The organism is Oceanicella actignis (assembly GCF_008124525.1).
Classification (GTDB): domain Bacteria; phylum Pseudomonadota; class Alphaproteobacteria; order Rhodobacterales; family Rhodobacteraceae; genus Oceanicella; species Oceanicella actignis.
Genome location: NZ_VNHJ01000007.1, coordinates 76,147 through 90,577, shown reverse-complemented (window position 1 = coordinate 90,577; position 14,431 = coordinate 76,147). Strand labels below are relative to the sequence as shown.

Sequence of the window (14,431 nt, the reverse complement as noted above, 5' to 3'; positions counted from 1 at the left end):
CCATAGCCTTGCCGCGAGGGGCTTGACAATTGGAATTGGCGCAAGGCCCCCCTATGCTGCGCGGGCGGGAAGCGGCCGCGATCGACGCGCGCATGCGGGAGGAAGGCTTGTCGGGCGAGGAGCGCCGGAAAGAACCGTCGCGCAACGGGCGCCATGGGTCGTGGGCGCGCCTTGCGGCCGGCCTTCTGTCGCTGGCCCTGCTGGGGGCGGCGACGGCGCCGCGCGCGCCGGCGGCCGGGCCGCAGTCGGTCGAGGTGCGCTCGGCGCGGCTGGAGGAGGGGCGCGCGGGCTTCGCGTTGCGGCTGGAGCTTGACCGCATGGCGCCCTTTCGCGCCTACATGCTGGCCGATCCGCCGCGCGCCGTGCTCGAGTTTCCGCGCCTCGAATGGCGCGCGCCCCTTCCCGCCCCGCGCGCCGCGGGCGGGCTGGCGCGCGCGCTTTCGGCCGCGCCGGCGGGGGCGGGGGGCGCGCGGCTGACGGTGGCGCTGTCGCGCCCGGCGCGCATCGTCTCGGCCGGCTATCCCGAGGGCGGCGGCGGCTTCGAGCTGCTGCTGCGCGCGCTGCCCGGCGCGGCCCCCGCCCAGCCTGCCGACGCGCCGCCGCCCGCGCCCCGGCCCGCGCCGCCGCCGCTGGTGGTCATCGACCCCGGCCATGGCGGCGCCGATCCGGGCGCGGTGCGCGGGGATGTTCTGGAGAAGGACCTGGCGCTGGCCTTCGCGCGCGAGCTGCGCGACGCCCTGCGGCGCGACGGGCGCGTGCGCGTGGCCATGACGCGCGACGAGGACGTCTTTCTGGGCCTGCGCGAGCGCGTGCGCATCGCCGCCGCCGCGGGCGCGGCCGCCTTCGTCTCGATCCACGTCAACACGGTCGAGAGCGGCGACGCCTCGGGCGCCTCGGTGCACACCCTGTCCGAGAGCGCCTCGGACGAGGAGGCCGCCGCCCTGGCCGCCTTCGAGAACCGCGCCGACCTGCCCGGCGGCGACGAGCTCGAGGGCGAGGGCGACGACGTGGCGCGCGCGCTCATCGACCTGGCGCGCCGGCGCGCGCAGGCGCGCTCGCGCGAGCTGGCCGAGGCGCTCTTGCGCGGGCTGGGCCGCGCCGCCCCGATCCTGCCCGGGCGCGCCCACCGTTTCGCCGGATTCCGCGTGCTCAAATCGCCCAGCATGGCCTCGGCGCTGGTCGAGCTGGGCTTCATGTCGAACCCGGACGATCTGCGCAACCTGAGCGATCCCGCCTGGCGGCGGCGCGCGGCGCGGGCGATGGCGGCGGCGCTGGGCGACTGGGCCGAGCGGCGCGCCCGCGCCCCCGCCTTCGCGCCGCCGCCCGCCGAGGCCCGCGCGGCGGCGCCCGGGTATCGCCAATGAGGGCCGCAGGCGATATATGCGGTGCGCGGCGCGCGCGCGGATCGGCCGCGCCGCGCCCGATGACGGGAAAGACGCCGAACGCATGATCCGAATTCTGGCCACGCTCTTCAGCCTCGCCTCGATCGCCGGGATCGCCGGCCTCGGCGCATTCGCGGGGCTGATCTGGCATTTCTCGCGCGATCTGCCCGATCACGAGCAGCTGGCCGCCTATCAGCCCCCAACGCTCAGCCGCGTCTACGACAAGGACGGCCGGCTGATCGCCGAATACCTGACCGAGCGGCGCATCTTCGCCCCGATCGACGAGATCCCCGACATCGTCAAGCAGGCCTTCATCTCGGCCGAGGACAAGCACTTCTACGAGCATGCGGGCTTCGACCCCATCGGCATCCTCGCGGCGGTGCGCGACTATCTGGCGGGGGGGCGGCTGCGCGGCGCCTCGACCATCACCCAGCAGGTGATGAAGAACTTCCTGCTGTCGAACGAGCGTTCGGGCGAGCGCAAGCTCAAGGAAATCATCCTCGCCGTGCGGCTCGAGCGGACGCTGAGCAAGGACCAGATCCTCGAGCTCTACCTGAACGAGATCTATCTGGGCGCGCGCGCCTATGGCGTGGCGGCCGCCGCCGACGCCTATTTCGGCAAGCCGCTCGAAGAGCTCACCATCGCCGAGGCCGCCTATCTGGCCGCGCTGCCCAAGGCGCCCAGCACGCTGCACCCCGTGCGCAACCGCGAGCGGGCCGTGGCGCGGCGCAACTACGTCATCGGCCAGATGCTCGAGAACGGCTACATCGACGAGGAGCAGGCCAACGCCGCCATGCGGGCGCCGCTGCTGACCGTGCTGGACGGCGGGCTGCCCGACCGGCTGCCGCGCCCGCCCGCGCCCGACCATTTCACCGAAGAGGTGCGCCGCCAGCTGACGGCGGTCCTGGGCGAGGAAGAGGTCGCCTTGGGCGGCCTGACGGTGCGCGCGACGGTCGATCCCCAGATGCAGCGCGCGGCCGCGCGGGCGCTGCGGCGGCGGCTCGAAAGCTGGGATCGGGAGCGCGACGGCTGGCGCGGCCCCCTGGCGCGCCTGAGCGAAGAGCAGATGGCCGACGAGGCCGCCTGGCGCGCCGCCCTGGCCGAGCTGCGCGAGATCCCGCGCGACATCGAGGGCTGGCGCCCGGCCGTGGTGCTGGAGGTCGGCGCCAAGTCGGTGCGCATCGGCATCGAGGGCGTCGAAGAGGATGCGGACGGCCATTTCATCCCCTTCAGCGACATGACATGGGCCCGCCCGCGCGGCAAGGACGGGCGGCTGGGCGCCGCGCCGCGCCGGCCTTCGGACGTGCTTGCGCGCGGCGACGTGATCCTGACCACCGATCTGCGCGACGAGAAGGGCGCCTTCCTGCGCTGGTCGCTGCGGCAGATCCCGCTGCTCGAGGGCGCCTTCATGGCCATGGACCCGCGCACGGGGCGGGTGCTGGCCATGCAGGGGGGCTTTTCCTACCAGACGAGCGTCTTCAACCGCGCCACCCAGGCCCGCCGCCAGCCCGGCTCGGCCTTCAAGCCCTTCGTCTACGCCGCGGCGCTGGACAATGGCTATACGCCCTCGACCGTCATCATGGACGCGCCGATCGTGGTCGACGACGGCACGGGCGAGCTTTGGAAGCCGCAGAACAGCTCGCGCAAGTTCTACGGCCCCTCGCCCATGCGGCTGGGGATCGAGCAGTCGCGCAACGTGATGACCGTGCGCCTGGCGCAGGATCTGGGCATGGACAAGGTGGCCGAATACGCCGAGCGCTTCGGCGTCTACGACTCGATGCCGCCCTTGCTCAGCTACGCGCTGGGCGCGGGCGAGACCACGCTCTACCGGCTGGTCGCCGCCTATGCCATGTTCGCCAATGGCGGGCTCCGGGTCGAGCCGACGCTGGTCGACCGCGTGCAGGACCGCCGCGGCGTCACCGTGCTGCGCCACGACCGGCGCGTGTGCGTGGGCTGCGACGCGCCCTGGCGGCCCGATCTGCCCGATCCGTGGCTCAAGGACCCCGCGCGCCGCGTCATGGACGGCGTCACGGCCTATCAGCTGACCTCCATGATGCAGGGCGTGACCACCCGCGGCACCGCGCGTCAGCTGGCGGCGCTGGGCTTTCCCGTGGCGGGCAAGACGGGCACCACCAACGACGCGCGCGACGCATGGTTCATCGGCTTCACGCCCAACCTCGTCGCCGGCTGCTTCATCGGCTACGACACGCCCCGGCCCATGGGCAAGGGCGCCTATGGCGGCACGCTTTGCGCGCCCGTCTTCCAGGAGTTCATGGAGGCGGCCATGCGCGACCGCCCGAAGCTGGACTTCAAGCCGCCCAGGGACGCCGTCCTGGTCAAGATCGACCGCCACACCGGCGTGCGCCTGCCCGACGAGGCCGAGGGCCCCGAGGTGGTGGTCGAGGCCTTCCGCTCCGATCAGGTCCCCCAGATCGGCGCCTTCACCGGCGGCGCGGTGGTGGGCGAGGGCGTGTTCGGCTTCACGCCGGACGGGGGCGATCTGCCCATGCGCGCCGAAGAGGATGCGCCCGCGCCGCCGCCCTCCGGCGCCCCCGGCTCCGCCGCGCCCGGCGCCGGGCAGGACGCGCGCCCGGCGCCGCCGCGCCCGGCCGCGGGCTTCGGCAGCGGCGGGCTCTACTGAACGGCGCCCCGCGCGCCCTTGCGGGGGCGCGCGTCGGCGGCTATCTCTCTGACCCTCGCGCGCGCGCTGGCGCGCGGCATCGATGATGGGAGCGGAACTTCAGATGCGGGCCGAAATCCAATCCGCCGTCGCGCAGATCGAGAAGTCGCTGGATCTGATCCGCCAGCGCCTGGGCTGGGAAACCGCCGAGCACCGGCTCGAGGAGCTGAACGCGCGCTCCGAGGACCCCGAGCTGTGGAACGATCCCGAAAAGGCCCAGAAGGTGATGCGCGAGCGCCAGACGCTGGCCGACGCCATCGACGCCTGCAAGGCCTTGATGCAGGAGCTGGACGACAACCGGGCGCTGATCGAGATGGGCGAGGCCGAGGGCGACGCCGAGGTGGTGGCCGAGGCCGAGCAGGCCCTTCTGGACCTGCGCGAGCGCGCCGCGCAGAAGGAGATCGAGGCGCTGCTGGACGGCGAGGCCGACGGCAACGACACCTTCCTTGAAATCAACGCCGGCGCCGGCGGCACCGAAAGCTGCGACTGGGCGGCGATGCTGGCGCGCATGTATGTGCGCTGGGCCGAGAAGCACGGCTACAAGGTCGAGCTGATCTCGGAAAACCCCGGCGAAGAGGCGGGCATCAAGTCGGCCACCTACAAGATCATCGGCCCCAACGCCTATGGCTGGCTGAAGTCGGAAAGCGGGGTGCACCGCCTGGTGCGCATCTCGCCCTATGACAGCGCCGCGCGGCGGCACACCTCGTTCTCGTCGGTGTGGGTCTATCCGGTGGTGGACGACAGCATCGAGATCGAGATCAAGCCCAACGAGATCCGCATCGACACCTACCGCTCGTCCGGCGCGGGCGGGCAGCACGTGAACACCACCGACTCGGCGGTGCGCATCACCCACCTGCCCACGGGCATCGTGGTGACCAGCTCGGAAAAGTCGCAGCACCAGAACCGCGCCAACGCCATGGCGGCGCTGAAGTCGCGCCTTTACGAGCTGGAGATGCGCAAGCGCACCCAGGCGATCCAGGAGCAGCACGACGCCAAGGGCGAGATCGGCTGGGGCAACCAGATCCGTTCCTACGTCCTGCAGCCCTACCAGATGGTGAAGGACCTGCGCACGGGCGTCGAGACCTCCGACACCCAGGGCGTGCTCGACGGCGATCTCGACCGCTTCATGGCCGCCGCCCTGGCCATGGAGGTCTCCGGCAAGTCGCGCGCCGAGGCCCAGGCCGAGGACTGAGCGCAAGGAACCGGGCGCAAGGAACCGGGCGCAAGGAACCAGACCAAGGGAACCGGGCGCGGGACGCCCCCAAGCCGCCGCTCGGCCGGCCGAACCGGGGCGCGAGGCGGTGCGCCCCATCGCGGGCGCTGCCCCGGCCCGGCGTGGTTCTTGCGGCGCGGTGCGTCCTGTCCGACTCAAGGCGCTTGCCCGCCTCCTGTCGGCGCCGGGCCGGCGGAAACGCCGCGGAGAAATGCGAAAGGGGCGGGCCGGCCCTGCGGCCGCCCGCCCCCCCCAAGCGCGCCGGGCGCTCGGTCCCGGCAAGCGGTCTTAGGCCGTCAGCCCGCGGCGGGCTTGGCCTTGCCGCCGTCGCCCAGCGGGTCGTCCGAGCGCTGCACAGAGCCCTCGAAATGCGCGCCCGATTCGATGGCGATGGTCTTGTGAATGATGTCGCCCTCGACCTTGGCGGTCGAGGTCAGCCGCACCTTGAGCCCCCGCAGCCGGCCCACCACGCGGCCGTGCACGACCACGTCGTCGGCCACGACCTCGCCGCGGATGGTGGCAGTCTCGCCCACGGTCAGCAGATGGGCGTGGATGTCGCCCTCGACCGAGCCTTCCACCTGCACGTCGCCGGTGGTGGTCACGTTGCCCTTGATGGTCAGGTCCGAGGACAGCACCGAGGGCGCGGCCTTGGGCTTGGCCGGCGCGCCCGAGGGCGCGGGCGGGGCGGCCGGCGGCGCCTTGGGGGCGGCCTGGTCCTTCGCGGGCTCGATCGGGTCGGTGATCTTCGGCTTAGAAAACATTGCGCGCAGCCTCGATATATCTGAGCGGGTTGATCGGCCTTCCGCCATTGCGCACCTCGTAGTGGAGATGGACGCCGGTGCTTCGACCAGAGTTCCCCATATCGCCGATACGGTCGCCCTGCGCAACCCGCTCGCCCTTCTTGACGCGGATCTTGTCCAGATGCGCGTAGACGGTTTCGTAGCCGAAATCATGCCTGATCTTGACCACGCGGCCATAGCCGCGCTGCCAGCCGGCATAGGTCACCACCCCGTCGGCCGTGGCCAGGATGGGCGTGCCGCGGGCCGAGGCCACGTCCACGCCGTCATGCATGCGCCGGCGTCCGTTCTTGGGGTCGCGGCGGATGCCGAAGCCCGAGGTCAGGCGGTAGGACCCGCGCAGCGGCGCCGCCAGGGGCAGGCGCGCGGCCGCCACCTGCATCAGGTTGAGCCGCTCGAGCCCGGTGATGAGCGAAGTCACCCGCGCCGCGTCCGAGCCGGCCTCGGCGTTCACCGAAGCCGGCTCGACGGGGATGAACGGGCCGCCCGCGCCCGAATACTCGGCCCGAACGCGGCCGATCAGCTTTTCCACATCCATGCCCGCGCGCGCGAAGATCCGCTCGAGCGAGCCGAGCCCGATCTGCATCGCATCCTCAAGCTGGGCATACATGCGCGCGCGCCGCGCCTCGTCCTCGCGCATGCGGTTCTCGAGCGCGGCCAGCTTCTCGGCCGCCTCGGCGGCGCGGCGCTCGGCGGCGTCGCGCTCGGCCACGGCCGAATCCAGCGCCTCGGCGACGGCGGCGACGGTCGCGCCCCAGTCCTCGGCCGCGTCGTCCAGACCTGCCAGCCGGCGGCGCGCCTGGTCCAGCCCCCGGCGCAGCGCCTCGGCCGAGCGGCGGGCCGCCTCGCGCTCGGCGACCGCCTGGCGCAGACGCTCGCGCAGCGCGGCGGCCTCGGCCTGGGCGGCGGCGCGGTCGGCGCGCGCGGCGATCACCGCGCCGCGCTCGGAATCGAGCGCCGCATCCAGCGCCGCCACGCGCTCGCGCAGGCGGCTCATGGCGTCCTGGGCCGCCTCGGCGCGCGCGACCTCGCGCGCCAGGCGCCGCTCGTAGCCCGCGCGAAGCGCCGCGACCGCCTCGCCTTGCGCCGCGCGCTCGGCGTAAAGCGTCGCCAGCGAGACCGTGGCGAAGGCCGTCCAGCAGGTCAGCGCCGCGCCGAGCGCCGCCGCGGCGATCTGCGCGCGCCGCGACAGGCGCAGATAGCGCATGCGCTCGCCGCTGCGGATGAAGATGCGCTTCTCGGCGAAAAGGCCGGCGCCGGCGCGCCCCGCCGGATGTTCGGGCGACGAGCCGCCGGCGTGATTCCCGTCTTGAGCCATCGTCCGGGTCCCTCGGCTTGCGCGGCCGTCGCGCGTGGGGAAGGGCGCGCGGGGGCCGCATTTTTTGTTCTTGTGTTGTCGAAATGCATCGATAGCGAAGCTTGACCCCGCGATCAACGTAAATCGCGCCCGCGCGCGGCGATCGTCGCGTCAATCGGTCTCGGCCGTCCCGTCCGCCTGCGCGAGCTCTTCGGCCAGAGGCCAGTAGAAATCGGGCGGCAGGCCGGCCTCGGCGCGCTTTTCCTCGTTGAAGGGGGGCTTGAGCGCGCCGCGGAAATGCTTGCGCACCAGGGCGTGGAAGGCGTCGCGCGGGTCGAGGTCATGGCGCCCGCAAAGAAAGTTGAACCACTTGGCGCCGTAGGCGACGTGGCTGACCTCGTCGGCGTAGATGATCTCGAGCGCGGCCACGGTCTCGGCGTCGCCGGCCTTGCGGAAGAGCTCGATCATGCCGGGCGTCACGTCCAGCCCGCGCGCCTCGAGCACCATGGGCGCCACCGCCAGGCGCGCCATCAGGTCATGCGCGGTGTCCGAGGCGGCGCGCCACATGCCCGCATGGGCGGGCAGGGCGCCGTAGAAGCTGCCCATCGCCTCGAGCCGGTCGGCCAGCAGGTTGAAGTGCCTGGCCTCGTCATCGGCGGCGCGCACCCAGTCGTCGTAAAAGCCCGGCGGCATGGGGATGTGGGCGAAGCGCGCGATGACGTCCCAGTGCAGATCGACGGCGTTGAGCTCGATATGCGCCACCGCATGCAGCAGCGCCGCGCGCCCGGCCTGCGTGCCGCCGCGGCGGCGGGGCATCTCGCGCGGGGGGCGCAGTTCCGGGCGCGCGGGTCGGGCGGGGAAGTCGGGCGGATCGGCGCGCCCGACCGGCATGGGCGCGCCGGCCTCGCGCCCGGCCAGCCAGGCGGCGGCGGCGCGGCGGGCCAGCGCGGCCTTGGCGCGCGCGTCGCCCTCGCGCAGCACCGCCTCGGCGCAGGCGGCCAGGGTCGGCGGCAGCGCCGGGGGCTGTGCGGCGGAGGGGGCGTCGGACCCCCTCATTGCGCCTTGACCGCGTCCAGCACCGCCTGCGCGTGGCCCGGAACCTTGACCTTGCGCCAGATGCGGGCGATGCGGCCCTCGGGGTCGATCAGGAAGGTGGCGCGCTCGATGCCCATGTACTTGCGGCCATACATGCTTTTCTCGACCCACACGCCGTAGCGCGCGCAGGTCTCGCCCTGTTCGTCCGACAGCAGCGTGACGCCGAGCCCGTGCTTGGCGGCGAATTTCTCGTGCTTCGAGACCGGATCGCGCGACACGCCCAGAACGACGGCGCCGGCGGCTTCGAATTCGGGCAGCAGGGCGGTGAACTCCTGCGCCTCGCGGGTGCAGCCGGAGGTGTCGTCCTTGGGGTAGAAGTAGAGCACGACCTTGCGTCCGCGCAGATCGCGCAGCGACGTTTCGCCGCCGCCGGCCTTGGGCAGGGTGAAATCCGGCGCGGGGGCGCCGACCTTGAGCGGTTCGTTCATCCTTCGACTTCTCCTTGACGGGCAGGGGCCCTAGAGTGGACCAGCATTGCTGGTTCCGCGGGCGAGGAAGACAGCCGCCGCCGCCCGCGTCAAGCGCGCGGCGCCCTTCGTCCGCGGCGCGGCGAAAGATGGAGGCCGATGCACCCGCATCACCGCAAACGAATGGCGCGGGCGCGCCGCGCGGGGCCGCCGCGGCGCTCTGCGGCGCGCGCGGCGCTGGCGCGGCTTGTCGGCCTGGCGGTCAGCCTGACCATGCTGGCGGCGCTGGTCGGCGCGGCGGGGTATCTGCGCCTGCGCCAGGGGCCTGCGCCGCTGGATGCGCTGCTGGCGCCGGCGATCGAGGCGCTGAACCAGTCGTCCAACGCGCTGTTCGAAGCGGACGGCGCCGAATTCGCCCTTGGCGCGGCCGAGGGCATGGGCGGGCTGCGCCTGCGCGGCGTGCGGATGCGCGACGCGGACGGGCGCGTGGTGGCGCGGCTGCCGGCGCTGACCATGCGCGTGCGCCTGCCGGACCTGGTCATGGGGCGGCTGAGGCCGACGGCGATCCTGGCCGAGGGGCTCGATCTGCGGCTCGAGCGCGGCCGCGACGGGCGGCTCGACATCGCGCTGGGCGCCGCCGAGGAGGATGCGGCGGGCGACCAGCTTCTGGACCTGCTTCTGCCCGACGCCGAGGGGCCGACCGGGGCCTTGCGGGTGATCGAGGGGCGCGGCCTGCGTCTGCGCTACGTCGATCGCGCCGCGGGGGCGAACCTGACGGCGCGCAACGCGCGGCTGACGCTGCGGCGGGTCGCCGGGGGCGTGTCGGCCGCGCTTGCCGCCGAGCTGCCGCTGCCCGGCGGCGCGCCCGCGCGGCTGACCGCGACGGCGCGGCGCATGGACGCCGACGGCCTCGTCGAGGCGCGGCTGCGGCTGACCGGGGTGCGTCTTGACGCGCTGAGCGCGCGCGCGCCGGCGCTTGCGGGGCTGGGGCTGGAGGGCTCGGCCGCGATCGAGGCGCGCGCGCGCCTCGCCCCGGGGCTGCGTTTGGTCTCGCTCGAGGGCGCGGCGCGTCTCGAGCGGCAGGGCGCGCCGTTGTCCGCGCCCGTTCCGGCGCTCTCCGAGGCCCTGGCGCGCTTCGCCTATGATGCCTCGTCCGACCGCGTGACCTTGCGCGAGGCCAGTCTGAGCGGCGATGTCGGCGCGCTGAAGCTGGCGGGGCGCGCCGATCTGACGCGCGATCCCGAGGGGCGCATCGCGGGGGCGCGGCTTGCGCTGCGGCTGCTCGAGCGCGGGGCGCTGGGCGCGGGGCTGGGGTTCGCCGCGCCGCGCCCGCTGGAAGGGGCCGAGTTTCGCGGCGCGCTCGACCTGTCCGACCCGTCCGCCGGCTGGGCGCTGCGCGACGGGCGCTTCGCCCTGACGCTGGCCGGCGCGCGCATCGAGGGCCGGGTCGAGGGGCGCCTGGTCGAGGCGGGCCTTGCGGGCGCGCTGCACGCGACGCTCGGCCCCATGCCCGTCGCCGCGCTGGCGCCCAACTGGCCGCTGGGTGCGGCCCCCGGGGCGCGGGCATGGGTCGCGCGCAGTCTGAGCGGCGGCAGGGTGGACGGCGCCCAGCTTTTCGCCCGCCGCGGCCCCGACGACGTCGAGGCGGCGCTTGACTTCGCCTTCTCGGGCGTGTCGGCGCGCGTGCTCGACGGCATGCCCCCGATACGCGAGGGCGCCGGGCGCGGGCGCCTTGCGGGCGGGCGCTTCGAGATCGGCATCGATCGCGGCTGGACGGCGCCGCCGGGCGGCGGGCGCATCGACCTGGCCGGATCGTCCTTCGCCATCGAGGACCTGTCCCGCTCGCCCGAGATCGGCCGCCCGGACATCCGCGCGCGCGGGGCCGTCGCCGACATGCTGGCGCTGATCGACCAGCCGCCGCTTGGGCTCGTGCGCCGGCTGGGCGCCGATCTGGGGCCGGTGCGGGGCGTCGCCGACGTGCGCGCGCGGCTGCGCGTGCCGCTTCTGGCCGATCTGTCGATCGAGCGCGTGGGCGTTCAGGTCGAGGCGGCGCTGCGCGGGCTGGCGCTGCGCGATCCGGCGCTGGGCCTGCAGGTGCGGGCCGAGACGGCGACGCTCAAGGCCGATGACGACGGGCTGAGCCTGAGCGGCGACGCGATGATCGAAGGCGCGCCGGTGCGTCTGCGCTGGGACGAGAGCTTTTCGCCGCCGGATGGGGGGGCGGGCACGCGGCTGCGCGCCTCGGCGGCGGTGGACGGAGCGCTGCTGCGTCGGCTGGGGGTTGAGGCGGTGCGCATCGAGGCGGGAGCGGCCGCGGTCAGCCTTGATGCGCGCATCGGGCGCGGCGGCGAAGCGCGGCTCGATGCGCGGCTGGAGGAGGCGGCGCTGTCGATCCCGGCGCTTGGCTGGTCGAAGCCCGCCGGCGCGCCCGGAACGCTGTCGGCCGAGGCGGCGATCGCGCCCGGCGGGGCGGCGCGCATCACCGCGCTGCGCCTTCGCGCGCCGGGGCTCGAGGCCGAGGGGCGGGGCCAGGTCTCGGCCGGCGGGGCGCTGACGCGGCTGCGGCTGTCGCGGCTGAAGATCGACGGGGCGGCCGATCTGGCGGTCGAGCTGTCGCAGGACGACGCGCGCGCGCGCACGCTGCGGCTGAGCGGCGCCTTGCTGGATCTGCGCCGCCTCAAGGCGATGTCCGAGGGCGCCGCGCCCCGGGACGCGGGCTCGTCGGGCGCCTCGGGGGGCGCCTCGGAGGGGGTGCCGACCCGCGTCTCGCTTGCGCTCGAGCGGCTGATCCTGGCCGAAGGCGCCGCGCTGCACGAGGCCCGCGGATCGGCCGAGATCGCGCCCGGCCGCGTCCTCGCCGAGGTGAGCGGGCGCGTGAACGGCGGCCCCGAGGCGACGGCGCGCTGGAGCGACGACGGCCAGGGCGGGCGCCTGCGGGTGCGGGCCGAGGATGCCGGCGCGACGCTGCGCGCGCTCGATCTGTTCCCCTCGGGCGAGGGCGGCGCGCTGACGCTGACCGCGCGCCCGGCCGCGCAGGGCGGCGCCCAGGGGGCGGATCTGACCGGGCGGCTGGTCGTGCGCGGAATGCGCGTGAAAAGCGACACGGCGTTGACGCGGCTCTTGCGCTCGGCGTCGCTGTTCGGCGTGATCGAGGACATGGGCGGCGGCGGCCTTCTGTTCACCACCATCGACGCGCCCTTCCGCCTGCATGGCGACGTGATCGAGATCGAGAACGCCCGCGCCCAGGGCCCCAGCCTTGGGCTGACGCTGGGCGGCGTCTACAACCTGCGCGACGGGCGCATCGCCATGGACGGGGTGTTGACCCCCGCCTACGCCGTCAACGGGGCGCTGGCCCAGCTGCCGGTTCTGGGCGCGCTGTTCGGCGGCAAGGGCGAGGGGCTGATCGGCGTGACCTTCGCCATCGCCGGCCCGCGCGAGGATCCCGAGGTGTCGGTCAACCCGCTGTCCGCGCTGGCGCCGGGGGTGCTGCGCAAGCTGATCGCCCCGCGCCGCGGCGTGCCCGAGGATGTGGCCAGCCCCGACGAGGGCGGCCTGGCCCGTAGCGGGCCGGATGCGGGCCCCGCGCAGCCCGAAGGCGCAAATGCGGCTGCGGCGGGGCCGGGCGCGGATGCGCAGTCCTCCGCCCCGAGCGGCGATGGCCCCGCAGCCGCGTCGGCGGGGCCGGGCGGATCGGGCGGGGCAAGCGAGCCGCAAGCCGCCCCGCCGCCCGACCGGGCCGGGGCCGGGAGCGGCGCGGCGGCGGGCGACGCCGATGCGCCCGGCGACGGGGCCGCGGGCGCTCGTCCGCCCGCGGCGCAGCCGGCGCCTCCGGCGCGCCGCGGCGGGTTCTCGGTCTGGGATGACGAGCGCATCGAACGCTGAGACGCGACATGCCGCAGGGCGCCCGACCGGCGCCGAGCGGCTTGGACGCCGCGGTGGGTTCTCGGTCCGGGATGACGAGCGCATCGAACGCTGAGACGCGACATGCCGCAGGCCGCGGGACCGGCGCCGAGCGGCTCGGTCGCCGCGGCGGCTACGCCCGGTCCGCTTCGCCTTGCCCGCAGCGCCCGGTGCGTGTCGGCCTCGCGCGCCGCCTTGCTCCTGCGCGCGGTGCATGTCCGCGCGGGCATGGCCTTGCCCGTGCGCCCGGTGCGTGTCGGCGCGCGCGTGGCCTTGCCCGTGCGCGCGGCCCTTGTCGGCGCCCGGCGGCGCGGGCGGCCCGCGACGGGGCGCGGGGGCCGGCCGGCCGCGCCCGCCGCCGCGATCGCCGGCGCGGCGGGCGGCCTCAGGCCAGGCGGGCCAGGGCGTGGCGCTTCTTGCCGGCCGACAGCTTGAGCGGCCCGTCGGCGAAGTCGGCGGCGCCGATCATCCGGCCCGGGTCGCTTTCGGGGCGGTCGTTGATGCGCGCGCCGCCCTCCTTGAACAGCCGCCGCGCCTCCTTGCCCGAGGCCGCCAGCCCCGCGCGCACGAAAAGCTGCGCCGCGCTCAGGCCGCCGGCCAGCTCGTCGGCGCCGAGGGCGACGCTGGGCAGGTCTTCGCCCGCGCCGCCGCGCTCGAACACCTCGCGCGCGGTGGCCTCGGCGGCGGCCGCAGCCTCGGGGCCGTGGGCCAGGGCGGTGACCTCGTTGGCCAGGCGGATCTTGGCTTCGTTGATCTCGGCGCCCTGCAGCGCGCCCAGCCGCGCGCATTCCTCGAGCGGCAGCTCGGTGTAGAGCTTGAGGAACCGGCCCACATCCGCGTCGGCGGTGTTGCGCCAGAACTGCCAGAACTCATAGGGCGAGCGCATGTCGGCGTTCAGCCACACCGCGCCGTCCTGCGTCTTGCCCATCTTCCTGCCGTCGGCCGTGGTCAGCAGCGGCGAGGTCAGGCCGAACACCTCCTGCCGGCGCATGCGCCGCGTCAGGTCGATGCCGTTGACGATGTTGCCCCACTGGTCCGACCCGCCCATCTGCAGCCGGCAGCCGTAGCGGGCGTTCAGCTCCATGAAGTCGTAGGCCTGCAGGATCATGTAGTTGAATTCGAGAAAGCTCAGCGACTGCTCGCGCTCGAGGCGCTGCTTGACGCTTTCGAAGCTGAGCATGCGCCCGACCGAGAAATGCCGCCCCACCTCGCGCAGGAAACGCAGGTAGTTCAGGTTGTCGAGCCACTCGGCGTTGTCGAGCATGAGCGCGCCGGTCGGCGCGTCCGAGAATTCGACATAGTTGGCGAAGACGCGGCGGATGCCCGCGATGTTGGCGGCGATCTGCTCCTCGGACAGCAGCGCGCGCTCTTCGGCGCGGAACGAGGGGTCGCCCACCTTCGAGGTGCCGCCGCCCATCAGGACGAGCGGCTTGTGGCCGGTCTTCTGCAGCCAGCGCAGCATCATGATCTGGATCAGCGAGCCCACATGCAGCGAGGGCGCCGTCGCGTCGAAGCCGATATAGCCCGGCACCACGCCCGCAAGCAGCGCCTCGTCCAGGCCCTGCAGGTCCGTGCAGTCCTGCAGGAAGCCGCGCGTCTGCATGACGTGAAGGAAGTCAGACTTGGGCGTGTAGGTCATGGTCCTGTTCCGTCGCTTTGG

The 14,431-nt window shown here is 74.3% G+C and carries 9 protein-coding genes; 4 read left to right on the top strand and 5 right to left on the bottom strand.

Annotated elements, in window-relative coordinates:
• Nucleotides 1-92: 92 nt before the first annotated feature.
• From LY05_RS10790 to prfB, 3 genes are all read left to right on the top strand, one after another.
• A complete protein-coding gene (locus tag LY05_RS10790) occupies nucleotides 93-1,364 on the top strand; it encodes an N-acetylmuramoyl-L-alanine amidase family protein (RefSeq protein ID WP_148923182.1) in 1,272 nt (423 codons plus the stop codon).
• 82 nt (nucleotides 1,365-1,446) lie between these two features.
• A complete protein-coding gene (locus LY05_RS10785; RefSeq protein ID WP_148923181.1) occupies nucleotides 1,447-4,023 on the top strand; it encodes a penicillin-binding protein 1A in 2,577 nt (858 codons plus the stop codon).
• Between the two features lie 103 nt (nucleotides 4,024-4,126).
• Nucleotides 4,127-5,254, top strand: coding sequence for a peptide chain release factor 2 (gene prfB / locus LY05_RS10780; protein WP_148923180.1), 1,128 nt, complete (start codon nucleotides 4,127-4,129; stop codon nucleotides 5,252-5,254).
• Between the two features lie 317 nt (nucleotides 5,255-5,571).
• On the opposite strand, the gene LY05_RS10775 is transcribed toward prfB, so the two are convergent.
• The 4 genes from LY05_RS10775 to bcp form a co-directional block, all read right to left on the bottom strand.
• Complete coding sequence (locus tag LY05_RS10775; RefSeq protein ID WP_072747546.1) at nucleotides 5,572-6,036, bottom strand: bactofilin family protein; 465 nt, start codon at nucleotides 6,034-6,036, stop codon at nucleotides 5,572-5,574.
• Nucleotides 6,026-7,390: a DUF5930 domain-containing protein gene (locus LY05_RS10770; RefSeq protein ID WP_148923179.1), complete on the bottom strand. Its 1,365-nt coding sequence runs from the start codon at nucleotides 7,388-7,390 to the stop codon at nucleotides 6,026-6,028. Before LY05_RS10770 ends, LY05_RS10775 begins: the two co-directional genes overlap by 11 nt.
• 150 nt (nucleotides 7,391-7,540) lie before the next feature.
• A complete protein-coding gene (locus tag LY05_RS10765) occupies nucleotides 7,541-8,425 on the bottom strand; it encodes a ferritin-like domain-containing protein (protein ID WP_148923178.1) in 885 nt (294 codons plus the stop codon).
• Nucleotides 8,422-8,892 carry a thioredoxin-dependent thiol peroxidase gene (gene bcp, locus LY05_RS10760; protein WP_148923177.1) on the bottom strand — a complete coding sequence of 157 codons (471 nt, stop codon included), beginning with the start codon at nucleotides 8,890-8,892 and terminating at the stop codon, nucleotides 8,422-8,424. The genes LY05_RS10765 and bcp overlap by 4 nt, the downstream gene beginning before the upstream one ends.
• Before the next feature lie 138 nt (nucleotides 8,893-9,030).
• Between bcp and LY05_RS10755 the strand changes: the two genes are divergently transcribed.
• Nucleotides 9,031-12,753 (top strand): AsmA-like C-terminal region-containing protein, encoded by a 3,723-nt coding sequence (locus LY05_RS10755; RefSeq protein ID WP_148923176.1) that lies wholly within the window; start codon nucleotides 9,031-9,033, stop codon nucleotides 12,751-12,753.
• A gap of 403 nt (nucleotides 12,754-13,156) precedes the next feature.
• Here LY05_RS10755 and tyrS read toward each other — a convergent pair whose 3' ends face one another.
• Nucleotides 13,157-14,410, bottom strand: a complete 1,254-nt coding sequence (gene tyrS, locus LY05_RS10750; RefSeq protein ID WP_148923175.1) for a tyrosine--tRNA ligase — start codon at nucleotides 14,408-14,410, stop codon at nucleotides 13,157-13,159.
• Between the last annotated feature and the right edge of the window lie 21 nt (nucleotides 14,411-14,431).

What these genes read in the sequence shown, in the direction of transcription:
- LY05_RS10775 (WP_072747546.1), bottom strand. Translation starts at nt 6,036, where the DNA reads ATGTTTTCTAAGCCGAAGATCACCGACCCGATCGAGCCCGCGAAGGAC.
- tyrS (WP_148923175.1), bottom strand. Translation starts at nt 14,410, where the DNA reads ATGACCTACACGCCCAAGTCTGACTTCCTTCACGTCATGCAGACGCGC.
- prfB (WP_148923180.1), top strand. Translation starts at nt 4,127, where the DNA reads ATGCGGGCCGAAATCCAATCCGCCGTCGCGCAGATCGAGAAGTCGCTG.
- bcp (WP_148923177.1), bottom strand. Translation starts at nt 8,892, where the DNA reads ATGAACGAACCGCTCAAGGTCGGCGCCCCCGCGCCGGATTTCACCCTG.
- LY05_RS10765 (WP_148923178.1), bottom strand. Translation starts at nt 8,425, where the DNA reads ATGAGGGGGTCCGACGCCCCCTCCGCCGCACAGCCCCCGGCGCTGCCG.
- LY05_RS10755 (WP_148923176.1), top strand. Translation starts at nt 9,031, where the DNA reads ATGCACCCGCATCACCGCAAACGAATGGCGCGGGCGCGCCGCGCGGGG.
- LY05_RS10785 (WP_148923181.1), top strand. Translation starts at nt 1,447, where the DNA reads ATGATCCGAATTCTGGCCACGCTCTTCAGCCTCGCCTCGATCGCCGGG.
- LY05_RS10790 (WP_148923182.1), top strand. Translation starts at nt 93, where the DNA reads ATGCGGGAGGAAGGCTTGTCGGGCGAGGAGCGCCGGAAAGAACCGTCG.
- LY05_RS10770 (WP_148923179.1), bottom strand. Translation starts at nt 7,390, where the DNA reads ATGGCTCAAGACGGGAATCACGCCGGCGGCTCGTCGCCCGAACATCCG.